The sequence below is a fragment of the Actinokineospora sp. UTMC 2448 genome, assembly GCF_024760565.1.
GTDB classification, from domain to species: domain Bacteria; phylum Actinomycetota; class Actinomycetes; order Mycobacteriales; family Pseudonocardiaceae; genus Actinokineospora; species Actinokineospora fastidiosa.
Window position 1 is genome coordinate 2,348,614 of the sequence record NZ_CP031087.1, and the last position, 23,006, is coordinate 2,371,619.

Here is a 23,006-nt window from a genome sequence, read left to right on the forward strand (position 1 = left end):
CCCGCGGGGAGAAAGGCGGCATCCTCGTGCACCACGCAGTGCGGTCCCGCGCACCCAGCCACGACCCGGGGTCCGCGCGGTGGCGCGCGCGGACCCGCGTGGCCGTCGCCGACCACCTGGCCGCCTTCGTCCGGGACCGGTGCGCCGAGGAACTCGGCGCCAGCGAGGACACCGCCGTGCTGGGCGAGGTGCTCACCGATGTCGCCTCGGGCGGCAAGCTCCTGCGCTCGGCCTTCCTGATGGCCGGGTGGGCCTGCGGGGCCGCCGAGTCACCGGCCGCGCTGCGGGCGGCGGCGAGCGTGGAACTGCTGCACTGCTTCGCGCTGCTGCAGGACGACGTCATGGACGAGTCGGCGACCCGGCGCGGGCGGGAGTCGGCGCACGTGCGGTTCGCGCGCTGGCACCGGGCCGCGGGGCTGACCGGGTCCGCGCGGCGGTTCGGGGAGTCGGCCGCGGTGCTCGCCGGGGACCTGTGCCTGGTGTGGGCCGACCGGCTGCTGCGCGAGAGCGGCCTGGCCGCCGAGGCGCTGGCTCGCGCGCGGCCGCGCTACGACGCGTTGCGCGCCGAGCTGGCCATCGGGCAGTTCCGGGACCTGGTCAACGACGCCCGCCGCGAGCCCAGCCTGGCCGACGTGCTCGCCGTCGCCCGGGCCAAGTCCGGCGACTACACCGTGCGCCGTCCGCTGGAACTGGGCGCCGAGCTCGCCGGGTGCCCGGCGGCGACGGTGGCCGCGCTCGGCCGGTACGGGTCGGCGGTGGGTGAGGCGTTCCAGCTCCGCGACGACCTGCTCGGCCTGTTCGGCGTGCCCGAGGCGACCGGCAAGCCGGTGGGGGAGGACCTGCGCGCGGGCAAGGCGACCAGCGTCGTGGTGATCGCGCGCGAGCGCGCCGACCCGGCGCAGCGCCGCATCCTGCGCGGCCTTGCGGGCCAGCCGGTGCTCACCGACGTCGACATCGCCCGCTACCTCGGGGTCATCAGCGAGACCGAGGCGCCCGAGCACGTCCGCCTCCTCATCGACCGGCGCCTCGCCCAGGCGGGCGCGGAGGTGGCGGTCCTGCCCGCGGCGGTCCAGGGCCTGCTGTCCTGGCTGGCCCGCTCCTGCGTCGACCGCGACCGCTGATGCGGACCGTCACCGGGCGCACCGATCGGGTGGTCGTCGTGGGCGCCGGGCTGTCCGGGCTCGCCGCCGCCCTGCACCTGGCTGGCCGCGGCCGCGAGGTCACCGTGCTCGACCGCGGCGCCGTCCCCGGCGGGCGCGCCGGTCGCCTCGACGCGGGCGGATACCGGATGGACACCGGGCCGACCGTGCTGACCATGCCCGACATCATCGAGCAGACCCTGGCCGCCGTCGGCGACAGCCTGTCCGCGCGGCTGGACCTGACCCCGCTGCACCCGGCGTACGAGGCGCGCTTCGCCGACGGCGCGAGCCTGCCGGTGCACACCGAGGCCGAGGCGATGACCGAGCAGGTGCGCGCCTTCGCCGGGCCTGCCGAGGCGCGCGGCTACACCCGGCTGCGCGCCTGGCTCACCGAGCTGTACCGGGTCGAGCACGACCGCTTCATCGCCGCCAACCACGACTCGCCGCTGTCGCTGCTCGGCGTCGACCTGGCCCGGCTCGCGGCCCTCGGCGGGTTCGGCCGCCTCGACGCCCGCGTCGGCAGGTTCCTCAGGGACGAGCGGCTGCGCCGGGTCTTCACCTTCCAGTCCCTGTACGCCGGGCAGTCCCCGCAGCGGGCGCTGGCCCTCTACGCCGTCATCGCGTACATGGACACCGTCGCGGGCGTGTGCTTCCCCCGCGGCGGCGTCCGCGCCCTGCCCGACGCGCTGGCCGCGGCCGCCGCGGACGCGGGCGTCAAGATCCGCTACGACGCCACCGTGGACGCCGTCGAGAGGGCAGGCAGGCGGGTCACCGCGGTGCGCACCACCGACGGCGCCTCCTACCCCTGCGACGCGGTCGTGCTCACCACCGAACCGCACACCGCCTACCGGCTGCTCGGCGCCACCCCCCGCCGCCTGGTGCCGTTGCGCGCGGCACCGTCGGCGGTGGTGCTGCACGTGGGCGCGGACCGGACCTGGGACACCGCGCACCACACCATCAGCTTCGGGCACGCCTGGCGCGCCACCTTCGACGAGATCATCAACAGGGGCTCGCTCATGGGCGACCCCTCCTTGCTCATCACCCGCCCGACCGCCACCGACCCCGCTCTGGCCCCGGCGGGCGGTGATGTGCTCTACCTGCTGGCCCCCGTGCCCAACCTGCGCGCCGGGCCCGTCGACTGGGCGCGCCGCGGCGCGGACTACGCGGCGGAGGTCATGGCCACCGCCGAGCAGCGCCTGCTGCCCGGCCTGTCCGCCCACGCGCGCGTCCTGCGGGTGGTCACGCCTGCCGACTGGGCCGCGCAGGGCCACGTCGACGGCACGCCGTTCAGCTACGCCCACACCCTCGCCCAGACCGGGCCGTTCCGCCCGGGCAACTTCCCCCGCTCCACCGACAACGCCGTCCTGGCTGGCTCCGGCACCGTTCCCGGCGTCGGCGTCCCCACCGCCCTGGTCTCCGGCCGTCTGGCCGCCGACCGCATCACCGGCATCCCCCGGAGGATCCCGTGACCCGACGCGAACTCGACGCCGCAGGCGTCACCGATCCCGGCCTGCGCCGCGCCTACACCGCCTGCCGTGCCCTCAACGCCCGCCACGGCCGCACCTACTTCCTCGCCACCCGCCTGCTCACCCCTGCCCAGCGGCCCGCCGTGCACGCCCTCTACGCCTTCGCCCGCTATGTCGACAACCTTGTGGACGAGCCCGGCACCGCGACCCCCGACGACGTCGAGGCCCACATCGACACCACCGAGTACGCCCTGCGCCTGGGCCTGTCCGAGGGCGCCAGCGGCCACCCCGTCATCGCCGCGCTCGTCGACACCATCGACCGCCACGCGATCGATCCCGGCCTGTTCGCGGCCTTCCTGCGCTCCATGCGCATGGACCTCGTCCTGCGCGACTACCCCGACCGCGCCGCCCTCGCGACCTACATCCACGGCTCCGCCGAGGTCATCGGCCTGCAGATGCTGCCCGTCCTCGGCACGATCGCCGACCCGGCCGACGCCGCGCCCGCGGCCGCCTCCCTCGGCGCGGCCTTCCAGCTCACCAACTTCATCCGCGACGTCGCCGAGGACCTCGACCGCGGTCGCGTGTACCTGCCCGCCGACGAACTCGCCGCCTTCGCCGTCGACCGCGACCGCCTGGCCTGGTGCCGCCGCGCCGGGCGCGCCGACCACGCCGTGCGCCGCGCCATCGCCGACCAGGTCGCGCGCACCCGCGCCGTCTACGCCCAGGCCCGTCCCGGGATCGCCATGCTCGCGCCGCTGTCGCGGCCCTGCGTCGAGACCGCGCTGATCCTCTACTCGGAGATCCTCGACCGCGTCGCCGCGATGGACCACGACGTCTTCGCCGCGCGCGCCACCGTTCCCACCCGCCGCCGTGCCGGGGTCGCCGCCCGCGCCCTGGCCCGCGTCGCCCGGCTGCGGGCGGCGGGGGTCCGGCAGGCGGAGGGCTTCGCGCCGGTCCGGTGAAAGGGACGTCTTCGCATGCGTTTCCTGGCGGGGTGGTACCCGGTTCGCTCGATGAGCGGTGAGGAGCGTGCCATGGCCGAGGACAGGTTTCGCAAGGGCGACAAGGTGGAGTGGAGCAGCCACGGGGGCAAGGCGGTCGGTGAGGTCGAGGAGGAGATCACCGAGGACACCGAGGCAGCGGGCCGAACCGTGCGCGCCTCCAAGGAGGACCCGCAGTACCGGGTCCGCAGTGACAAGAGCGGGAAGGACGCGGTGCACAAGCCCGGAGCGCTGCGTCGCGCCGAGGATTGAGGGCGGCCCTCGCTATAGCCGCTGGATGGCGTGGTGCGCGCCTGAGACCGGCAGTCGGTTGGGCGCGATCATCCTGCTGGCGGCCGGGTGGCGGTTGCGGTCCTTCCCGCTGTTGCCGTGCGACGGTCGACGACGATCCCGTCACCCTTGTCCGAGGCGCCGCAGGGACAAGGCGAGGGCGGCGAGCAGGCGCGGGGTGAGCGTGCCCGTGCCGAGGCCGATCTCGGTGAGTTCGTCGAACGCGCGCTGATCGTGCCGGGCCGCGGTGGTGGCGACGTCGAGCGGCCACGGGCGGCGGGTGACGCGGGCGAGCAGGTCGGTGTGGCGCAGGTGCCTCCCCAGCCGCTCGCGCAGTGCGTGCCGGTAGGCACGGGCGGGCTGGGGTGTCAGCGCGGCCGCTCCGGCCAGGCTGCCGGAGAGGACGGCGTAGTGGATGCCCTCGCCGGTGAGCGGGTTGATGAGCGACGCGGCGTCGCCCGCCAGGAGGACCCGGCCGTGGCCGATGGCGGGACGGCCGGGGGACAGGGGCAGGCGGTGGCCGCGCAGCGGTGTGGGCGCGCAGCCCGGGAGCAGGTGGTGCAGCCGCGCGGTCAGGTGGGCGCGGGTGGGCGCGGGGCCGAGGAGGACCTCGCCGTAGCCGACGTTGGCGGTGCCGTCGCCGACCGGGAAGGCCCACGCGTAGGCGGGCCAGCGGGTCGCGTCGAGGGTGATGACCTGCTCGCCGTCCGGCCACGGGTGGGACGGGGCGTACCCGCGCACGGCGACGGCGACCGTGCCCCGGGGCGCGGCCCGGGCACCGCATTGCCGCCGTACCACCGACTCCGCGCCATCGGCCCCGATCACGACCCCCGCCCGGATCTCCCCGTCGACGAGCACCGCCGCGCCCTCGGGGGCGATCGTGCGGACCCGTCGCCTGCGCAGCACCGCGCCCGCTGCCTGGGCCGCGCGCACGAGCCGGTGGTCGAGCACCTTGCGCGGCACCACGAACGCAGGCCGCGCGAACTGCCGGGCGGCCTCGACGCCGCGCGGGGACACCAGCCGGAGCCGGGTGATCGGCGCGGTCCCCGCCGTGAGCCCGTCGACGCCGAGCGCGGCGAGCAGGTCCACCGCGTGCGGGGCGATCCCGTCGCCGCACACCTTGTCCCGGGGGAAGTCCGCGGCGTCCAGCAGCAGGACGCGGGCGGCCGGGTCGGCGCGCAGCGCGGCGATGGCCGCGGCCGAGCCCGCAGGCCCCGCGCCGACCACCACGACGTCCCAGTCGACGCGGGTCCGCATCCGCCCACCGTACGACCGGCGAACCGGCCCGGCAGCGATCGTCCACCCGATCGGTGGGCCCGCCGCCCGGTCGCCCCAGCCCCGGCCGATAGTGCGGTTGGGGTGGCGTGCAGGACGCTGTCGGCGTCGGCGAGCGCGGTCGTCGGCGCGCTGAGCATCGCGCTACACGAGGAGGTCGTACGCGACTTGTTGCAGGTTCTTCCCGGGCCGGTAGCGACGCGTGCCGAGGGCGACGACCGCGGTGTCCGTGGCCGGGCGGAAACCCAGGAACGCCTCTTGCCCGGGCGTGCCACCGGAGTGGAAGAGCACCGGGCCGTCGTCGTAGGAGTGTGCGAACCAGGTGAGGGTGTGGGTGTGCCGCTGCCCGAACCCGTGCCGCACGGCGGGGCGGCGCACCATGCGCAACGCCTGTTCCAGGGCTGGCACGCTTTCCGGGTGCAGGTGGGCCTCCAGGTAGGTGAGCAGGTCGTCCGGAGCGGCTCGGACGGCGCCCGCCGCGGTGAAGGCGGCCGGGTCGAACAGCGGCACCCGCCGCTGGGACCGGAACCCGTGGCCGACGGCGTCGACGGCCGGATCGACCTGTGGGGCCAACGCGGTCTCGGTGAGGCCGAGTGGGGCGAGGACCTGCTCGGTCACCAGCCGCTCGAACGGTTCGTGCGCCGCGCCTGTGATGGCGTGCCCCAGCACCGCGACGCCGAAGTTCGAGTAGCGCCACCGCGTTCCGGGTTTGGAGAGCGGCCTGCTGCGGGCGAAGGCCGCCAGCAGCCGCTCGGTCGTGTATCCGGCGTAGGGGTTGGTGAACCAGCGTGGCAGCGCGTGCCGGTAGAAGTCCGTGGGCAGCCTCGGCAGCCCGGAGGTGTGCGTGATCAGGTGGAACAACGTGATCGCGTCGCGGCGGGCGCTGCCGGGGCCGATCGGCAGGTGTCGGACGGCCGGGTCGGCGAGCCCGAGCACGCCCTCGGCGGCGAGCTGGGCCAGCAGCAGCCCGGTGAACGTCTTGGACACCGACCCGATCTCGTAACGCAGGCTCGCCCGCGCCGACGCGTCCCGCCCGGACGTGCCGCCGGTGACGACCATCCGCTGACCTCCCCGCGAGCAGGCGAGCACCACGTCGGGGATGTCGGTGTCGGCCACCGCGGCGGTCAGCCGGTCGGCGTCGAGGGCGGCGGCGGTCACGGCGCAGCCGGGTTCAGTGCGGCGAGCGCGTGCGAGGTGGCCATGGTGGCGGCGAAGGCCGCGACGATGGTCGGGTGGTGCACGAGGTCGAACACCTCGTCCGGGGGTCCGCTTGGCATCGCGCCCTGCACGGGCATGGCCCCGGTCGGGCTCTGCGCCTCGGCGTAGTGCCGCCAGACCTCCTCGTCGAGCGCGGGGGCAGGCAGGCAGGTGTCGACGATCAGCAGCTCCCCGAGCAGATCCCAGTGCCGCAGTTCGGCCCACTCGTCGATCCACACTGGCAGCCACAGGGCGAGGTACTCGGCCAGGTCGGGTGGCAGGCCTGCCGGGCACCGCCCCCAGTCGGTGAGGTGGAACACCGTGTGGGTGACGGTGTAGGCGAGGTTGTACTCCACCGTCCACGGCTCCGGGGTGTGCCCGAGCCAGGTGCGCCGCGCCGCCTCGGCGACATCGGCGTACGCGGGGAGGTCTGCCCTGGCAGCAGCGCGCATCATGCCGAGACGGCGGTTCGGGAGGGCCTCCAGCGCCCGCCAGCTGGTGGTCCTGGACACCACCCGCAGGTGTTCCTCGATACCGGCGTGCCGCAGACCCAGCTCCCGGAACGGCACGTAGACCTCCATCGGGATCGGGCTCAGCGGCTCGTCGCGCAGCATCGCGGCCAGCACGTCGCCCGCCTTGAGCAGGTCCCGCCAGGCGAAGTCGAGCAGGCCGTCGAGCTGTGCGGACTGGCGCGACCCCGCGACCCCCTCGCGGAGCAGCACCGCGCCGATGACGGCCAGCTCGCCGACGGGCTTGAGCGCCTCCCTGGCCCTCCCGGCGGACGTGCTGCGCGGCCGGAAGTGCTCGCGGTTGGCGACGAGCCAGTTCAGCGCGCCGACCCCGACGCGGTGCGGCACCTCGGGCGACATCCGGCGCCCGGTCATGACCGGACGCTCCCGGTCATCGACCGCCGCACGGTCAGCGCGGCGCTGAACGCCGTCACCAGGGTGGAGTGGTAGTGGTGGCGGAAGCCGCCGTCGCGCGCGAGTTCGGCGGTCTCGGCGACGGCGCCGTCCGCGCCCTGCGCCGAGGCCAGCACGGCCCAGGCCTGCGCCACGTCCATCGGCTCGGGGAGGACGGCGGCCACGGCCAGCAGTTCGCCCGCCAGGTCCCAGTGGCCCGCCTCCACCGAGCAGGTCAGCCACGCGGGCAGCCACAGCCGCAGGTGCTCGCGCAGCTCGGCGGTCAGCCCGCCCGGCTCGGTGCACCAGTCTGTGAGGTGGAAGACGGTGTGGGTCGCGGCGTAGCCCGCCTCCGCGGTGAACGACCACGGTTCGGCTCCGCCGCCGAGCCAGGTCTCCCGCAGGGCCGCCAGCGGGTCGCGGTGCCGGGGCAGCCCGGCGTCGTGTTCGGCGCCGAGCACGGCCAGGGTCCGGGTGGCGCCCCGCTCGGCGGTCCGCCAGGCCCGCGTGCCGGTGATGTGCCGCAGCTGCGCGTCGAACCCGGGGTGGCGCAGTCCCGCGCGCGCGAACACGGCGTAGATCTCCAGCGGGTACGTGGCGAACGGCTCCCGCCTGGCGATCGCGGCCAGCACCTCGCCCTGTCCCGTCTCCCGCCAGGCGAACGCGAACAGCTCGTCGGCCAGCCGCCGGTCCTCCGCCCCCAGCACGTCCTGCGCCAAGACCACCCTGATCAGCCGAGCCAGTTCCCCGAGCGGACGCAACGTGACGTCGCGGTCGTGCCGCGGGTCCTCCGGCTCCTCGGGCAGGCGGAAGTCGTCCCGGTGCGCGTTCAACCACCGCAGCGCCGCCGGGGCCACGCCGGACACCTCCGGCTCCTGGTGGGTGAGCTGCGCGCTGGTCATGCCACCGGACTCCGGCGCAGGATCCTGGCCACCCGGATGTGCAACGCGACCCGCGCGTCGCCCGCGCCCATCAGCTCCACGAAGTCCAGACCCGCGTCCAGCCCCAGGGACTCGGGCGCCCCGTTCACCGCGGCCAGCCACCGCCCGGCGCCCGCCGCCTGCGGCCAGTCGCTGCGCCGCACCGCGCGCACGAAACCCCGTGCCAGGTCCTCGACCCGGCGCTCGGCGAGCGCGGTCAGCGACGAGGGCGCGAGGGCGGCCAGCATCGCGACCCCGGCGAGCTGGTGGGTGAGCCCGGGCCACGACTGGTCGGCCAGCCACCCGGTCTCGGGCTCCCCGACGCCCGGCCGCGCCCGTCCCAACGCGACCAGCGCCCCCCAGTGGCTCCACCGGCTGACCGGCGAGCCGGGGTTCGGCGGGAACCGCCTGAGGGCGCCGTCCAGCAGCGCCACCTCCGCCTCTGTGGCGGACCGCGATGTAAGGGTGCTCGGAGCGAGCACATCCGCTCCGAGCACCCTGGCGGCCGCCAACACGACCGGATCGTCCGCACCCGCCTGCACGTCGAGCGATGCCTCCGCGTCGAGGGCGAGGACGACCGCGCTGGCCAACTCCTGCACGCTGTCGGCGACCGCGCGGCCCGGTGCGTTCAACCGCTCGCCCACGCTCAGCGCTTGGGCCGAGGCGTCGGCGGCGCCAGCAGGCCGACGCCTGCGGCCAGCAGGAGAAGCGCGCACTTCTCCGTCTCGCGGAACACACCCTCCGGCTCCGGCGCGTTCAGCAGCGCTTCCACCTCATCGGTCAACTCCGATGTGCGAACCGGCGCGATGTCCAAGACGGACATATGATCATCTCCTCAATTCGATTTCGTGCACCAACGGTGATTCCCACTGTGAGCTTCCGGTGGCGTCTCTCCCAGAGCGGCGCGGCAAATTCACTCGGTCGTGTCACGGGTGCCCCACCCTTCTGAGTGGTGAAGTCTGCGGTGGATTGTCCGGTATGCGCCCTGCCTTTATCGGGTGGGACATTCCCGGCGAGAGTGTCGCCAGAGAACCGCTCACAAGGCGCTGACGTGCGCGAACCGCTCCGGTGGCGATCACCCGCATTCCGATCGTCAATGGCCCGGCGGGTCGGACTCGGCGGTGGGGCGACTGAAATAACTGACTCGTCAACCGATATGCGGATCTTTCTGGAGAGTGATCTCTGCGTGGCCGTCTTTCGGGGACGGAAAGATCGTCGGGTCGACGGGCGAGGGATTAATCGGGAGCAGGGGAATTGATTGACGTGTGAAGCGTCATCAAGGCCGGGATATCGTTTTGACGACCGCCCGGCCGCCGAGACCGGGCCCGTCCGGCGGGGGCGGTCCGTCCTGCTTCTGTGCATGATCGCCCTCTCCTCTCACGCCTGGTGAGCGCGACGCGGAGATCGGGTTCGGGGGGTCATCGAGTCCGCGTTTGGTCGACGGACGCGGGTGGTACTGAACGGTCCGTCGCAAGCGAGGTTGGAGGACTCTTGACCATCACCGGAATCATCACCGCGATCGTCATCGGCCTTGTCGTGGGCGCCTTGGCCAGGCTGCTCCTGCCCGGAAGGCAGAACATCCCCGTCTGGCTGACGATCGTGGTGGGCATTGTGGCCGCGCTGCTGGGCACGGCGCTCGCCAGGGCGCTGGGCATTCCCACCGCCACGTCGGGGATCGACTGGCTGGAACTGGTCGTCCAGGTCATCGTCGCGATGATCGGCGTGTCCCTGGTGGCGGGCTTCTACGGCAAACGCCGTGTCCGGTCCCGACTGTGACACGCAGTCCCTAAACCCCTATCACTGCAGGCAAAGGAGTTCGGTGGACAGACCTTCCCTCGGGGTGGAGGAGGAGTTCGTTCTCGTCGACGGGGACGGGCACCTCGTCCAGGCGGCGCCGGAGATCCTGGCCGAGAGCGCGGATCGCGGCCTGGATCTGAAGGCGGAACTGCTGCGCTGCCAGGTCGAGTCCGCGACGGGCGTCCACACCGATGTGGACGCCCTGCGCGCGGACATCGCCCGCTCCCGGGCCGCGCTGATCGAGGCCGCGGCGGGCCGGGGGCTGCGACTGCTGGCCACCGGCACGCCCGTGCTCGGTGAGGAGTTCGACGCCCTGCTCGGGCCGGACACCCGCTACCGCCGCATCCACTCCCGGTTCGGCTCAATGGTGTTCAGCGGCCTCACCTGCGGCTCGCATGTCCACGTCGAGGTGGCCGACCGCGAGGTCGCCGTCCAGGTCGTGAACCACCTGCGCCCCTGGCTTCCCGTCCTGCTCGCCATCTCCGCCAACTCCCCGTTCAACGACGGCCGCGACACCGGCTACGCCAGTTCCCGGCACCTGCTCTGGAGCCGCTGGCCCACCGCCGTGCCCCCGCCCTACCTCGACTCGGCCGCCGACTACGACACCCGCGTGCGGGCGCTGGTCGACACCACGGCCGCGATGGACCTCAAGATGGTCTACTGGGAGGTCCGCATCTCCGACCACCTGCCCACCATCGAGGTCCGCGTCGCCGACGTCCTGCCCACCGCGGACGAGGCCGCGCTCTTCGGGGTCCTGGTCCGCGCCCTGGTCACCGAGTTCATCGACCTGGTCGCCCGCGCCCTGCGCGCCCAGCCCGTCCCGCAGGACATCCTGCGCGGCAGGCTCTGGCGCGCCGCCCGGGACGGACTGGCGGGCCAGTGCGCGGACCCGGTCACCGGCCACCTCCGTCCCACCCTCGCCGTCGCCGACGACCTCATCGCCCGGCTGGACGACCCCGCCGAACGCGCCCTGGCCGCCCGGGTCCGCGCTCGCTGGCACAGTGCGGGAGGGGGTGCCGAACGCCAGCGCCGCGCCTACGCGGAGTCGAACTCCCTCGACGGCGTGATCGACCACATCGTCAGGGAGACGGCACAGGGCGTGTGACTGTCCGTTGTGGACTATTGTGCGTGATGGGCCGACTCCGGACTGTCAGTTCCCGGCCAGCAGCCTGGTGACGGCTCGCCGCAGAGTATCTACATCGGACTTCTTTGGTCCGCCGGAACGCAGGACCCGCCGAGTGAGGCCGTAGGGCAGGTCGACGACCGCGAGGATGACGTCCTCCAGCGGTATCCCGGTCTCCTCGGCCAGCGCCCTCACCGCCGCCTCCAGTCGGGCGTTGTTCCCCGCCGCCCGCGTGGCCAGGTCCGGCGAGACCTCGCCCCGCAGGAGGTCGGCCAGCCCGTGGCGCAGCAGCAGGCCAGCGTCCGCCGGGTTCTCCGCGCACCAGGTGGGCACCCGCACCGCCGCGTCGACGGCCCGTTCCCTGGCTGTCCTGTCCGCGCTCTTGTCGTCCGCTCCCGGCTCCGCTGCCGACAGGAATGCCGTGAGGAAGCGGTCCTGAGCGCGCAGCCACGCCGCCGCCACCAGGTCGTCGCGGCGGGGGAAGCGGTGGTAGATCGACCCGCTCGGCGCGCCGAGGGCCGCGGCGACCGCCCGCGCCGACGCCGCGGCCGGGCCGCCCGCCAGAACCAGGGCGCGGGCTGTGTCGAGCATCGCGTCGGGGGAGTGCTTGACGGGTCGGGGCACATACTAGAGAGTACCCTCTATTACTGGGCAGGGGGAGAGATGATCAAGAACGTGCACACCAGGACCGTCGCCGAGGGCGTGGGGGCCCTGATCGACACCCTCGCCGGGCCGGACGACCGGCTGTGGCCCCACGACCACTGGCCCGCGATGCGCTTCGACCGGGGCCTCGCGGTCGGCGCGGTCGGTGGGCACGGCCCGGTCGGGTACACCGTCGAGGAGCACGTGCCCGGCAGGCGCGTGCGCTTCCGGTTCACCGCGCCGGACGGCTTCGACGGCTACCACGAGCTCACCGCCGAGGGCGCCGAGTTGCGGCACGAGCTGGTCATGCGCGCACGGGGCCTGGCCCGGCTGTCGTGGCCGCTGGTCTTCCGCCCTCTTCACGACGCGCTCATCGAGGACGCCTTCGACCTCGCCTGCCGGGAGATGGGCGTGCCGCACCGCCCGGCGCGGTGGTCGGCCTACGTCCGGCTGCTCCGCGCCGTTCTGCGGCGGATGGAGTCGCGGAAGGCGGGCCACAGCGAGTCCGTACCGAGCGGACCGCCGCACCGCTGACCGGGATCCCCGACGGCGTCGAGTCACCGACCGTCGGCGCGGGTAGCGGACGTGGCGGTCGCCGCCGCCCGGTGGGCCTCGGTCGAGGTCGACAGCGGGACGTGGACCGTGACTGCCTGCCCGATGCGGGTCACACGGCGGTGGTGGCCGCCTTCTTGGACTTGGTGGCCTCGTTGATCGCCTGGGCGTAGTTCGCGGAGGTGAAGCCGGTGGACCCGGCGCATTTCCTGATGTCGTCGTAGAGCCAGAGGAAGCCGCCCGCGATCTTGTCGCAGTCCTTCTTCCAGGAGCTCATCTTCTTCTTCATCTCGTCGGGCGAGTCGCCCTGGTCGCAGGGCTTGCCTGCGGAGGTGGCGTGCCTGCACCACAATCCGGGGAAGACCGCGACGTTCTTCAACTCCGTCGACCACTCGCACAGGCACTTGGCGTCGGCGTTCCGCCACCCTCCTTCGTAGCACTGCACGTAGGCCCGGTCCACGATGGCGCCGAGGTCAGCCATCACCTTGGCCCAGTATTCCTTCATCTTCTGGTACGGCGCGAACGTGAACTTGTAGCCGAGCTGGCTGGCCATCCTGGCGAAGGCGACCGTCGAGCTGACGTCGTAGCATTTCTCGTCATCGTTGTTGATCGCGTCCGCCCCGGTGATCTCCTTCAGCTTCTTGAAGTTGCGGTAGAGGACGCTCGTGGGGCCCGTGCCGTGCTGCTTGATGAGTGCCGCGATGTTCTCCCAGTCCTTCGCGGGCGGGGCCGAGCCGACCGACACCTCGACGCGGTTGACGGAGGAGGGCTTGTCCGTCCTGAGGGACTTCAGCAGCGGAGGCCATGCCTTGGCGCCGCAGTACTCGCCGTCCGAGATGATCTTGACGCTGTTGTAGAACAGGTCGCCGTCCTTGGTGTCGGCCCCCTTCACGGCGACGTGGATGCTCCACAGGATGACCGTGGTGAAGCCGGATTTCCGCAGGTCCGCGATGACCTGCGCGGCGTCCTTGTTGTCCGGGTAGGTCGGCCCGCCGACGAAAACGGCCGACTGACCGTTGGACGCGGTCGACGATTGCTCCGCGATGTGGTCCATGGTGCTCCTCCTCGCCTGTCCGGGACGGATACCCCTTACGGCCCCGACGGGGCGGTGCCGTGCGCGAACCCCACCGCATGAGGTGAGCGCTTCCGAGGCGCTGGCACGTCCATCGCTCGCCAGCGTCACCATCCCCGATGCCAGGCGCTTTCCGGTGAGTGGCCTGCACCCGGAGCGGTGACCCGTCTGCCACACCCCAGCTCAGGAGGCGCTGCGGCAGGGTGTGAAGCGTCGCGGTGGCTGTGATCGAGCAGGCCGTGTCCGACGCTCGCTTGCGAAACAGGCGGCACCATGTGGCTGCGGTGACCCTGGCCGGATGCGGCCAACGCCCGAGGACCACCCTCGCGCCCTGCGACCCTGGGCGCATGCGCCGCATCCTGATCCTCGGAACCATGCTGGCCCTCGCCGGATGCGGGGACCCCGCCAACCCCTCCACCACGTCCCCGGACGCCCAGGCATCCCGACCCGCCGCTACCCGTGCTCCGACGAGCAGCACCGCGCCCACTTCGTCAACCACCACGACCACGACGCCAGTGGACCGGGACTGCGCGGACTGCCCCAGAGTCGCCGCCGGACAGCGGGTGCCCCTGCCCGCCGGAGCCAACGGCACCCTGAGCGTGAGCGCGGTCCGCGACGGCACGGTGACACTCGCGGGCGACGTGGCGGGCAGGCTCGAGTGCGTGACCATCTGCAACATGTCCTCGACCGGCGCAGGCACCACCATCAAGTTGAACGTGCCCGGAGCACTCAAGGTCAACGAGGTGCGCGTTGACATCCTTGCCATCGACGCAGGCAAAGCAGTGCTGAAGATAGTGCAGGTCTAGACCCCCACCCGGTGGCTCGGGGAGCGGCGGTCGATGTCGGCGGTGGCCGCAACCGCGATCGGCTGCCATCGACCTAGCAAATCTCCTGCGCTTGGAGTAGACATTCGCTCGTGGGTGCGTGTAAGGTTCTGGTTGTAGCGAGAGAGACAACGTCGAGCAGGCGCGGGAGATGACGGAACTACCCGCGAGGTGAGACAACGGTCCGACCGTGCTGAACCGCGATGCACGGGGTCCGGCCGGGACCGGGCAGTCGGTGGTCCCGGTGAGCTGGTGCAAGGACGTGGGCGGGGATCGTGCGCCCACGGAGTGAAGTCGGTTAGCAGTGAAGAAGGCGGTCAGGTGTGCCGGAACCGGTCAGTGAAGGGGTTCCGGCACACCTGACCTGCGACGTCAGTGGTGCTGGAAGCCGTCAAGGCATGAGGTTCCGACCGCTGATGACCGCATCGAGACCGGGTGGGGAAACAGGAGAAGGAAGGGAGAGGGCGCATCATTGGATCGCCCGCCGTGGCTGTCTATCGCCGGGCGGGTACCGCAGGCCCATCGGATTGGTAGGTGGTTCTCGGTTACAGACTCGCGATCCCCGCGCGATCCAGGCCTCGGCCGGACGTCGCGGGTACGGAAAGCTGGCCTCACGGTCGGTTGACAATGGTGGAACCCAACCCCTGGGCCCCTGGGTGTCGTGCGACGACACCCAGGGGCCCTCGTGATGTGGAGGTGGAATGACCCCTGACCATCCCGACGCGCCCGCGCCGAGCGCGGGCGACAGGTTCGACGACGAGCACTACCCCGCCTACACCATGGGCCGGGCCGCGGACATGCTGGGCACCAGCCAGGGATTCCTGCGCAGCCTTGATGAGAACGGGCTGATCCAGCCGCAGCGCTCCGCAGGCGGGCACCGCCGCTACTCCCGCCACCAGTTGCGGGTGGCCGCGCGAGTGCGGGAACTGGTCGACCAGGGCACCCCGATCGACGCTGCCTGCCGCATCATCACCCTCGAAGACCAACTCCACGAAGCCCGACAGCGCAACGCCGAGCTCCACCCCTCCGACTGAACCCGCGCGGTGTGCCGCGCGCACGCGGCACACCGGCACGCGTCGCGCGGGGATTGGGTGCCTCGTCGGTAGCGCTTGCCCGGCGGGTCACCGGGTGTGGCCACGTGCTATTCGGACCGCCACGACTGGCCGGGGCATCGGCACCACGCCCGAGGCCACCCTCGACGCGGCCCTGCGGACGATGGCCCAGGCCGGGGTCCGTCACTTGCCGGTGATCGCCGAGCGGCCGGGTGTCGGGCTGCTCACCCAGGCCGCGAATCACTCCTGGGGCGGGGCGGCTTTGCGCAGCCTGCTGGCGAGGACGGCGGCCTGGGTGCGGCGCTCGATCTGCAGTTTGGCCAGCACCTTGGAGACGTAGTTCTTCACCGTCTTCTCGGCCAGGAACATGCGCTCGCCGATCTGGCGGTTGGTCAGCCCCTCGCCGATGAGGTCGAAGACGTTGCGCTCCTGCTCGGTGAGGCTCGCCAGCGGGTCGGACTCGGTGCGCTCGCGGCGGATGCGCTCCAGCAGGGCGGTGGTGGTGCGGGCGTCGAGCAGCGAGCCGCCCGCGCCGACGGTGCGCACGGCGGCGACCAGGTCGGTGCCGAGCACCTGCTTGAGCACGTAGCCGGAGGCCCCGGCCATGATGGCCTCGAAGAGGGCCTCGTCGTCGGCGAACGAGGTCAGCATCAGGCAGCGCAGCCCGGGGTCGCGGGAGCGCAGCTCACGGCACAGCTCGACGCCGTTGCCGTCGGGCAGGCGCACGTCCAGCACCGCCACCTCGGCGCCGCTGACCGGCACCCGCACCAGGGCCTCGGCCACCGAGCCCGCCTGCCCGACCACCTCGAACTCGGGCACGTCCTCGAACAGGTCGGCGATGCCCCTGCGGACGATCTCGTGGTCGTCCACCAGGAAGATCCGTGTCATCGAAACAGCCTCCTCGCGCTCCACACCCAGCCTAGGACCGGGGGAGACCGGGGGCAGCCGACCGCCGACCCCGCCGATGAGGGACCAAAGTCCCTACGCGGCCACACCCGCCCTGACCACGACCTCCGGGGCCACCGGCCCGACGGCCGCGCGCACCTGGGGCAGCGCGCAGGCGGACAGCCCAAGCGTGGTGGCGGCGAGCAGCACCGCGCTGGTCGCCGCCCCGGCGCGCAGCCGGTCCGCCACGGTGGCCCTCGGGGTGCTGAGCACCAGCAGCGAGCCGGGGCCCTCGCTCCGGCCGCCCCCGAGGGCGGGCACCAGCGCCGCGCGGGCCGGGACGACGACGGCCGTCACCGCCATGGCCTCGGCCGCGGCCGTGAGCGCGTCCGCCTGGTCCGGCCGCAGCGCCCAGCCGAGGTAGGGGCGACGGTCGGCGCGACACCGCACCAGCGCGGCGGCACGATCGATGTCGGACGGCTCCGCGGCACGCGGGGAGAAGGCCAGGGCGGCCAGGTGGCCACGCGCACGCGGCTCGCGCACGGCGGCGTGCCAGCCGAACGCCGCGAACGCGAGCACGGCGGCGTGCAGCGCGGCACCGGCCGCGAGAACCGCCGTCTCCGGGGCTGGTTCCCCGTGCTCCTGGGGAGTCGTGCGGTGCTGAGTGCCCGCGAGCCGCAGGCGCGGGCGTTCGGTGGCAGAAATCGTTTCGTCCTGGAAGTCCGCGATGCGCAGGCCCAAGCCGCCGGGGAGCGGGTCCCAGCGCCAGCCCGCGGCGCCGAACGGGTTCTGCGTCCGCCCTGCCACGCCCAGTGCGGCGCGGACGGTGGTGCTCTCCGGGAACTCCTGCGCCATCTCGCTCCTTCCACGCCCGTCGTCGATGTCCAGTCCACATCGGCCTCCCGGGGGCGCGCCAGGGTCCTCGCGCACCGGGCGCGTGGGGACCAAAGACCCAGCGCGGTGGTGCTCTCCGTTGCTGTTCCCGGGACTCGGCGTCGGGCGATCGTGGAGGGGAATCGAACGAGGAGGAGTTCATGTCGGTCAACAGCGCCCCGGTCGTCGTCGGGGCTGACGGTTCGCAGTCGAGCCTGGACGCGGTGGCGTGGGCGGCGCGGGAGGCCGCCGCGCGGGAGACCGGGCTGCGCGTGGTGCACGCGTTCATCTGGCCCAAGCTGGGCGTCCCGCTCGGCCCGGCCGAGTTCGGCGACTCGACCGGCGGGCTGCGCAATGAAGCACGCCGGATCCTCGTCGACGCGGTGGGCCGCGCCCGCGAGGCCGCGCCGGACATCGAGATCGACACCGCGATGCCGGAGACCGCGCCCGTCCCCGCGCTGCTGCGCGAGGCAGGCTCGGCCTGCATGGTCGTGTTGGGCTCGCGCGGGCTGGGCGGGTTCTCCGGGCTGCTGCTCGGGTCGACCGCCGTCCAGGTCGCCGCGCACGCCCCGGTGCCGGTCGTGGTGGTCCGCGAGGGCGACCCGGACGCCCGGACGGTGGCCCGCGGGGACGTCGTCGTCGGCGTCGACGGCTCGCGGAACTCCGTCGACGCCATCGCCTTCGCCTTCGCCGAGGCCCAGCGCCTGGGCACCGGGGTCCTGGCCATCACCGTCAGCCCCGCGCGGATCGCGGACCCGGTGGCCACCGGGGTCCTGCTGGCCGACGACGAGGACCCCGTGCCCGCCTTGGCCCTCGCCGAGTCCATGGCGGGATGGGCGGAGAAGCACCCGGACGTGCCGGTGCGCCGCGCGGTCACCCACGGCCACCCGGCCAGGGCCCTCACCGACATCGCCGCCGGGGCGACGCTGCTCGTGGTCGGCTCCCGGGGCGCGGGCGGCTTCCGCGGCCTGCTGATGGGCTCGGTGAGCCAGGGCGTGCTCCACCACGCGACCTGCCCGGTCGCCATCGTCCGCGCACAGTCGTAGACAGCGGCGGTAGAGCCGCCGGGAGTGGCGCACGCGCACCACGCGACCGCGACGTCAAGCCGCGGCCTCCGATACATCGGGAGGCCGCGGCTTGCCTGTTCTGTCCCGGCTGGCTGCGGGAGGTCGCCTGGCAACCGGCACCGGCTGAGCCCGCCGACGCCCGCACCCGGCGTTGCCTTCGCCGCCGCCGACACCCTGTCTCCTCCTGCGACCCCGCCGGAGCCTTCTCGATCCCGCCCTGCCGAGCGGCCCCTTCCCGTCGGTCAGGCAGGCTTGGCGGCCACGGTCACGGCCTGGACGCCGGGCACGGACTCGGCCAGGACGCGGGCCACGTGCCGGTCGGCGGGGTCGTCGTGCTCGTCCAGGACGGTCACCGCGCCGTCGGCCACGGTCACGGTCCAGCGGCGGCCGCCGCCGTAGGCGGCCAGCTTGCGGCGGAGCTCGGCGAGGATGTCGAGGTCGTCGCGGGCCAGCACGCGCAGCAGGTCGCGGCGGGTCAGCATCCCGACCAGCCTGCCGTTGTCGGTCACCGGGACCGAGCGCAGGCCGCGGTCCAGCATCAGCTTGGCCACGCGGGCCACGTCCGCGTTCGGGGCGACCCGGCAGGGATGGGCGGTCATCACCTCGCCCACGGTCCACTTCGGATCCGGCGGGCAGTCGTGCGGGGTCCGGGCGTCGGGGAGCACCCGCCCGCGCAGCAGGTCGGCCTCGGTGACCAGGCCGACCAGCCGGTCGCCGTCCTCGACGACCGGCAGCGCGGTGAACCCGTGCGCGGCCAGCAGCGCGATCGCGGCCTTGGCGGGCGTGGCCGGGGTGACGGTGACCGCCGGGCTGGACATCAGGTCGTCGGCGCGCATGTCGGGTTTCCTTCCGTGACGGGGACGATGAGGTCGGAGAGCGGTTTGCGGGGGGTCACCCGCGCGGGCGGGCCGTAGCCCACGCGCAGGATCGCCTGGGGGGTGAGGCGGTTCCCGAGGAAGCGGCGCAGCTCGCCGCGCACCTCGGCCACCTCGATGGGCTGGGACAGCAGCGACGCCGAGAGCCCGAGCGAGGTCACGGCCAGCAGCACCCGCTGGAGCGCCTGCCCCGCCTGCACCTGCTCAGCGGGACCGTCTGAATAGGACTGAAGCACCATGATCAGCGGGGCGGGCTCGAAGTCCTTGCCCGGCACGCGCTCGCGGGCGTGTCCGGCGCCGAAGTCGCGCAGCACCCACTCGTCCTGCGGCTCCGGTGCGGGCCCGCTGGCGGTGCGCGGGACGCCGTCCGCCCGTCCGCCGTCATGCCCGGTCCACGCCGCCAGCTCGCGGGCGACGGCCGGGTCGGCGGCGTGGACGCGGTGGGCCCGCGTCACCAGCTCCCGCAGCCGGGCGCGGTCCTGCGGCTCGTCGACACTGTGCAGCCAGCAGCGCTCGTCGCTCGCGGCGCGGACCAGCCTGCCGCGGTGGGTCGCGGGCACGGCGGCGTCGTGGAAGGGCGCGCGGACGGTCCTGCGGTCCGGGATGGCCCGCGCCAGGGCCGCGGTCGGCGGGAGCACGCGCGAACGCCCGCCGTGGCGCACGACCGCGAGCGGCCGGTCCGGGTCGTCGCCGGGCCACGCCTGGTAGGTGAGGGTCACCAGCGGCCGCACGCCCTGCAGCTCCAGCGCCAGCCGGAGGTTGAGCAGGGCGGCGCCGCAGCCCAGGCGCAGCTCGCGGTCGTCGGGGTCGGTGGCGGGCAGGCGGGCGGCGGGGTCGGCGCGCAGCTCGATCCGGTCGGGCAGCACGGCGAAGCGCCACGGCTGGGTGTTGTGCAGCGAGGGCGCCATCCCCGCGGCGGTGAGGACGGCGCTGACCTGCTCGGCGGTCAGGCCCAGCGCCGGTGGCACGGTGGTCATGGCGGTACTACCCATCGTCGGTCGTGCTCTGACACCCTCCACGATCCGATTCGGATGAAGGCGGGCAAACAGTCGAAGGTCCCGTTCGGCTCGGGACAGGCGTCGTCACATCGGGTTGGCGCGCGCCCGCGCCGCCGTGAGAATGGCGGGAGCGGCGAAGGGATGCGTGGGATGTCCGACATGGGCGAGACGACCGGCTTGGGCGGGCTTCGCCTGGACGAGTTGTTGGCGGAGGTGCAGGAGCGGCTCAGCGAGATCGCGCGCACCCGGGACCGCATGCACGGCCTGTTGGAGGCCGTGATGGCGGTCGGTGCGGGGTTGGAGTTGGACTCGACGTTGCAGCGGATCGTGCAGGCCGCGGTCGACTTGGTCGACGCCCGCTATGGCGCCCTGGGTGTCCTCGGCGGCCGGGAGGGTCTGCTGCAGGAGTTCGTCTATGTGGGCATCAGCCCGGAGGAGCGCGCCCGGATGGGTCACCTGCCCGAGGGAAGGGGTCTGCTCGGGCTGCTCATCACGCATCCGAAGGTGATCCGGGTGCCCGAGTTGGGGGCGCATCCGGCGTCGGTGGGTTTCCCGCCGAACCATCCGCCGATGAGCAGCTTCCTCGGCGCGCCCGTGCGGGTGCGCGAGGAGATCTTCGGCAACCTGTATCTGACCGAGAAGCGGGGGGCGAGGGAGTTCAGCGCCGAGGACGAGGTCGTGCTGCGGGCCTTGGCGGCGGCGGCGGGGGTGGCGATCGAGAACGCGCGGCTGTTCGAGCAGGGCCGCAGGCGGCAGCGGTGGTTGGAGGCGTCCTCGGAGGTCCGCGCCGAGCTGCTCGCGGGGGCCAGCACGGACGACGCGTTGGAGTTGGTGGTGCGGCGGGCGTTGGAGTTGACCGAGGCCGACTGCGTGCTGGTGCTGCTGGCCGACGAGGAAGTGCTGCGGGTGCGCACGGGCACCGGTGAGCGGGGCCGGGCGCTGGTGGGGGCGCCCATCCCGCCGGACACCCCGGTGCTGGAGGGTGTTCTGGAGGCGGGTGCGGCCGACCTGGTGGCGGACCTGGCCGCCGCGCTGGGCGATGTCCTCGGCGCGGACGGGCTCGGTTTCGGTCCGGCGTTGGTGGTGCCTTTGCGGACCACCGACCGGGTGAGCGGGGTGCTGTTGGCCGCGCGGGACAAGGGGGCGGCGCTGTTCGATCCGGACCTGGTGCCGGTGTTGGACTCCTTCGCCGACCAGGCGGGTCTGGCCCTGCAGGCCGCGCAGGCCCAGCGCGACCGGCGTCTGCTCGATGTGCTGGCCGACCGGGACCGCATCGCCCACGACCTGCACGACCATGTCATCCAGCGGCTCTACGCCTCGGGCATGACTCTGCAGGGTACGCTCAACCGGGTGAGCGGCCCCGACGTGCGGGCCCGCATCATGCGGGTGGTCGAGCAGTTGGACGAGACCGTCCGCGAGATCCGCACCAGCATCTTCGACCTGCACACCGCCGGACAGGAGTCCCCGGGCAGCGCGCGCAGGCGGTTCATGGACGCCATCACCCAGACCGCCGCCGACAGCGGCATCACACCCACGGTGCGGATGTCGGGTCCGGTGGACACCCTGGTGCCGCCCACGGTGGCCGAGCACGCCGAGGCGGTGGTGCGCGAGGCCGTCAGCAACGCCGTCCGCCACGCCGCACCCACCAGCGTCACCGTGACCATCGAGGCAGGCGACGACCTCGTGATCGACGTCGTCGACGACGGCACCGGCCTGCCCGACCACTTCGCCCGCAGCGGCCTGGCCAACCTCCAACGCCGCGCCACCACCTGCGAGGGCACCCTCACCCTCACACCCGCCACCCCACACGGCACCCGCCTCACCTGGCGCGTCCCCCTGCCGTAGCGGACAGCTTCGCCGGGACAGCGGCGGGCGGGGCCGTTATGGTCGGGTGCGGACCCAGGCTGGAGGGATCGGAATGGGCAAGCGCACGTGGCGTGACCTCAGCTCGGGCAGGCGCCGGACCGTGATCGCCTTGGGGGCGGTGCAGGTCGCGATGGCCGCCGCAGCGTGGGCCGACCTCGCGAAGCGGGCGCCGTCCGAGGTCACCGCGAGCAAACCCGTGTGGGCGGCGATCATCGCTGTCAACTTCGTCGGCCCCCTCGCCTACCTGCGGTGGGGGCGGCGCGAGTGGGAGACGGCGCGGCCGTAGACCGTGTCCGGCGGGGTCCGACGCTGCCACGGGGTGGGCGTCCGCGACGACGATTGACTCAGTCGCCGCACACCGGGAGCCCGCTGATGACCGCAGGCACCGTGCAGTCCACGTCCACCACCCACCCGCTCGCGTCGGTAGGCGGCGCCCTCCCTGCTCGGCGGCCCTGCTGCGGTCCGAGCACGTCAACGGCTGGCGGTCTCGCGGGGTGGTCGTGGTCAGTCTCGCGGGACGCGGGTGACGTCGCCGGGGTTGATGATGTCGGGGTTGGTGATGGTGCCGGGGTTGGCGGCGACGAGGCGGTGGTGGAGGGCGCCGTTGCCGTAGTGCTGGGCGGCGATGCCCCACAGCGTCTCGCCCTGCTGGACGACGTGCTCGGAGTACACCCGGTAGCCGGGGACGATCTTGGGTCCGTACACGACCGGGACGATGACCTTGTCGAGCTCGGCGCCGTCGTCGGGGGAGGTGTGGAAGACCTCCACGAACAGCCGGTCGAGCGTGAAGGCCGCCCCCGCGACGTCGACGGTGACCTGGAACTGGCCGTGGCCGCCGATGCCGTCACCCGCCATGAAGTGCCCGGTCACCTCGTCGTGGCCTTCGTGGACGCGGTACTCGAAGTTCGCCTCGAAGGCGCCCCCCGCGACCCCGGCCACCATGATGGTGCTGCCCACCAGGTCGTACATCCTGGGCTGCTGCACATCGATGCTCATGACTTACCCCCTTTCGCCACACCAGCCTGACCACCGCCGCCCGGACCCCGCCAGGGCAGGAAGACCCGCGGAACCTCAGCCGATCGTCAGCCGGCGGTGGTCACCAGGCCGTAGCCGTCATCGTCCCGCCGGTACAGCAAACGTCCGCCACCGTTGGTGTCGTTGAGGGCGGAGTGCGTGCGCGGCGGAGAGGAGGAAGCCCTTCGTCGTGCGG

Annotated in this window: 25 protein-coding genes; 12 read left to right on the forward strand and 13 right to left on the reverse strand. The window is 73.3% G+C overall.

Features of this window, described 5'->3' with window-relative positions:
• The first annotated feature begins 38 nt into the window (after positions 1 to 38).
• From Actkin_RS11135 to Actkin_RS11150, 4 genes are all read left to right on the forward strand, one after another.
• Positions 39 to 1,121 carry a polyprenyl synthetase family protein gene (locus Actkin_RS11135; protein ID WP_258907001.1) on the forward strand — a complete coding sequence of 361 codons (1,083 nt, stop codon included), beginning with the start codon at positions 39 to 41 and terminating at the stop codon, positions 1,119 to 1,121.
• Positions 1,121 to 2,608: a phytoene desaturase family protein gene (gene crtI / locus Actkin_RS11140; protein WP_258907002.1), complete on the forward strand. Its 1,488-nt coding sequence runs from the start codon at positions 1,121 to 1,123 to the stop codon at positions 2,606 to 2,608. Before Actkin_RS11135 ends, crtI begins: the two co-directional genes overlap by 1 nt.
• On the forward strand, positions 2,605 to 3,567 hold the full coding sequence (locus tag Actkin_RS11145; protein ID WP_258907003.1) for a phytoene/squalene synthase family protein: 963 nt from the start codon (positions 2,605 to 2,607) through the stop codon (positions 3,565 to 3,567). The genes crtI and Actkin_RS11145 overlap by 4 nt, the downstream gene beginning before the upstream one ends.
• Positions 3,568 to 3,639: 72 nt before the next feature.
• Entirely contained in the window at positions 3,640 to 3,858 is a 219-nt protein-coding gene (locus Actkin_RS11150) for a hypervirulence associated TUDOR domain-containing protein (RefSeq protein ID WP_189213768.1), read from the forward strand.
• Positions 3,859 to 3,999: 141 nt separating this feature from the next.
• Here the strand turns inward: Actkin_RS11150 and Actkin_RS11155 are convergent, their stop codons facing one another.
• The 6 genes from Actkin_RS11155 to Actkin_RS11180 form a co-directional block, all read right to left on the reverse strand.
• Positions 4,000 to 5,133 carry an NAD(P)/FAD-dependent oxidoreductase gene (locus Actkin_RS11155; protein WP_258907004.1) on the reverse strand — a complete coding sequence of 378 codons (1,134 nt, stop codon included), beginning with the start codon at positions 5,131 to 5,133 and terminating at the stop codon, positions 4,000 to 4,002.
• Positions 5,134 to 5,295: 162 nt separating this feature from the next.
• Positions 5,296 to 6,309 (reverse strand): serine hydrolase domain-containing protein, encoded by a 1,014-nt coding sequence (locus tag Actkin_RS11160; protein ID WP_258907005.1) that lies wholly within the window; start codon positions 6,307 to 6,309, stop codon positions 5,296 to 5,298.
• Positions 6,306 to 7,232 carry a DUF6895 family protein gene (locus Actkin_RS11165; RefSeq protein WP_258907007.1) on the reverse strand — a complete coding sequence of 309 codons (927 nt, stop codon included), beginning with the start codon at positions 7,230 to 7,232 and terminating at the stop codon, positions 6,306 to 6,308. The genes Actkin_RS11160 and Actkin_RS11165 overlap by 4 nt, the downstream gene beginning before the upstream one ends.
• A complete protein-coding gene (locus Actkin_RS11170) occupies positions 7,229 to 8,152 on the reverse strand; it encodes a DUF6895 family protein (protein ID WP_258907008.1) in 924 nt (307 codons plus the stop codon). The genes Actkin_RS11165 and Actkin_RS11170 overlap by 4 nt, the downstream gene beginning before the upstream one ends.
• Entirely contained in the window at positions 8,149 to 8,814 is a 666-nt protein-coding gene (locus Actkin_RS11175; RefSeq protein ID WP_258907009.1) for a hypothetical protein, read from the reverse strand. Before Actkin_RS11175 ends, Actkin_RS11170 begins: the two co-directional genes overlap by 4 nt.
• A gap of 2 nt (positions 8,815 to 8,816) precedes the next feature.
• Positions 8,817 to 8,993, reverse strand: coding sequence for a hypothetical protein (locus Actkin_RS11180; RefSeq protein ID WP_189213771.1), 177 nt, complete (start codon positions 8,991 to 8,993; stop codon positions 8,817 to 8,819).
• Between the two features lie 668 nt (positions 8,994 to 9,661).
• Between Actkin_RS11180 and Actkin_RS11185 the strand changes: the two genes are divergently transcribed.
• Both Actkin_RS11185 and Actkin_RS11190 read left to right on the forward strand, forming a co-directional pair.
• Complete coding sequence (locus tag Actkin_RS11185) at positions 9,662 to 9,946, forward strand: GlsB/YeaQ/YmgE family stress response membrane protein (protein WP_189213772.1); 285 nt, start codon at positions 9,662 to 9,664, stop codon at positions 9,944 to 9,946.
• Between the two features lie 43 nt (positions 9,947 to 9,989).
• Positions 9,990 to 11,072 (forward strand): carboxylate-amine ligase, encoded by a 1,083-nt coding sequence (locus Actkin_RS11190; protein WP_189213773.1) that lies wholly within the window; start codon positions 9,990 to 9,992, stop codon positions 11,070 to 11,072.
• 45 nt (positions 11,073 to 11,117) lie between these two features.
• On the opposite strand, the gene Actkin_RS11195 is transcribed toward Actkin_RS11190, so the two are convergent.
• Positions 11,118 to 11,714: a TetR family transcriptional regulator gene (locus Actkin_RS11195; RefSeq protein WP_258907010.1), complete on the reverse strand. Its 597-nt coding sequence runs from the start codon at positions 11,712 to 11,714 to the stop codon at positions 11,118 to 11,120.
• A gap of 39 nt (positions 11,715 to 11,753) precedes the next feature.
• Between Actkin_RS11195 and Actkin_RS11200 the strand changes: the two genes are divergently transcribed.
• On the forward strand, positions 11,754 to 12,266 hold the full coding sequence (locus tag Actkin_RS11200; RefSeq protein ID WP_258907011.1) for an SRPBCC family protein: 513 nt from the start codon (positions 11,754 to 11,756) through the stop codon (positions 12,264 to 12,266).
• 130 nt (positions 12,267 to 12,396) lie between these two features.
• On the opposite strand, the gene Actkin_RS11205 is transcribed toward Actkin_RS11200, so the two are convergent.
• Positions 12,397 to 13,338 (reverse strand): lysyl endopeptidase, encoded by a 942-nt coding sequence (locus tag Actkin_RS11205; RefSeq protein WP_258907012.1) that lies wholly within the window; start codon positions 13,336 to 13,338, stop codon positions 12,397 to 12,399.
• A gap of 365 nt (positions 13,339 to 13,703) precedes the next feature.
• Here Actkin_RS11205 and Actkin_RS11210 point away from each other — a divergent pair, with 365 nt between their 5' ends.
• Together Actkin_RS11210 and Actkin_RS11215 are read left to right on the forward strand one after the other, a co-directional pair.
• Positions 13,704 to 14,162 carry a hypothetical protein gene (locus Actkin_RS11210; protein WP_258907014.1) on the forward strand — a complete coding sequence of 153 codons (459 nt, stop codon included), beginning with the start codon at positions 13,704 to 13,706 and terminating at the stop codon, positions 14,160 to 14,162.
• Between the two features lie 719 nt (positions 14,163 to 14,881).
• Positions 14,882 to 15,214 (forward strand): helix-turn-helix domain-containing protein, encoded by a 333-nt coding sequence (locus Actkin_RS11215; protein ID WP_189213778.1) that lies wholly within the window; start codon positions 14,882 to 14,884, stop codon positions 15,212 to 15,214.
• Positions 15,215 to 15,472: 258 nt separating this feature from the next.
• Here the strand turns inward: Actkin_RS11215 and Actkin_RS11220 are convergent, their stop codons facing one another.
• The gene (locus Actkin_RS11220) at positions 15,473 to 16,120 is read right to left on the reverse strand and encodes a response regulator transcription factor (RefSeq protein WP_189213779.1); all 648 of its coding nucleotides are present in this window, start codon (positions 16,118 to 16,120) and stop codon (positions 15,473 to 15,475) included.
• A 93-nt stretch (positions 16,121 to 16,213) separates the two neighbouring features.
• Positions 16,214 to 16,972: a hypothetical protein gene (locus Actkin_RS11225; protein WP_258907015.1), complete on the reverse strand. Its 759-nt coding sequence runs from the start codon at positions 16,970 to 16,972 to the stop codon at positions 16,214 to 16,216.
• Between the two features lie 179 nt (positions 16,973 to 17,151).
• On the opposite strand from Actkin_RS11225, the gene Actkin_RS11230 reads away from it, so the two are divergent.
• Positions 17,152 to 18,036 (forward strand): universal stress protein, encoded by an 885-nt coding sequence (locus Actkin_RS11230; protein WP_189213781.1) that lies wholly within the window; start codon positions 17,152 to 17,154, stop codon positions 18,034 to 18,036.
• A gap of 263 nt (positions 18,037 to 18,299) precedes the next feature.
• On the opposite strand, the gene Actkin_RS11235 is transcribed toward Actkin_RS11230, so the two are convergent.
• Positions 18,300 to 18,893, reverse strand: a complete 594-nt coding sequence (locus Actkin_RS11235; protein WP_258907016.1) for a CBS domain-containing protein — start codon at positions 18,891 to 18,893, stop codon at positions 18,300 to 18,302.
• Positions 18,875 to 19,909, reverse strand: a complete 1,035-nt coding sequence (locus Actkin_RS11240; protein WP_258907017.1) for an Acg family FMN-binding oxidoreductase — start codon at positions 19,907 to 19,909, stop codon at positions 18,875 to 18,877. The genes Actkin_RS11235 and Actkin_RS11240 overlap by 19 nt, the downstream gene beginning before the upstream one ends.
• A 171-nt stretch (positions 19,910 to 20,080) precedes the next feature.
• Between Actkin_RS11240 and Actkin_RS11245 the strand changes: the two genes are divergently transcribed.
• On the forward strand, positions 20,081 to 21,775 hold the full coding sequence (locus tag Actkin_RS11245; RefSeq protein ID WP_258907019.1) for a sensor histidine kinase: 1,695 nt from the start codon (positions 20,081 to 20,083) through the stop codon (positions 21,773 to 21,775).
• A 73-nt stretch (positions 21,776 to 21,848) separates the two neighbouring features.
• Complete coding sequence (locus Actkin_RS11250; RefSeq protein WP_258907021.1) at positions 21,849 to 22,082, forward strand: PLDc N-terminal domain-containing protein; 234 nt, start codon at positions 21,849 to 21,851, stop codon at positions 22,080 to 22,082.
• Between the two features lie 218 nt (positions 22,083 to 22,300).
• Here the strand turns inward: Actkin_RS11250 and Actkin_RS11255 are convergent, their stop codons facing one another.
• On the reverse strand, positions 22,301 to 22,792 hold the full coding sequence (locus Actkin_RS11255) for a Gmad2 immunoglobulin-like domain-containing protein (RefSeq protein WP_258907023.1): 492 nt from the start codon (positions 22,790 to 22,792) through the stop codon (positions 22,301 to 22,303).
• Between the last annotated feature and the right edge of the window lie 214 nt (positions 22,793 to 23,006).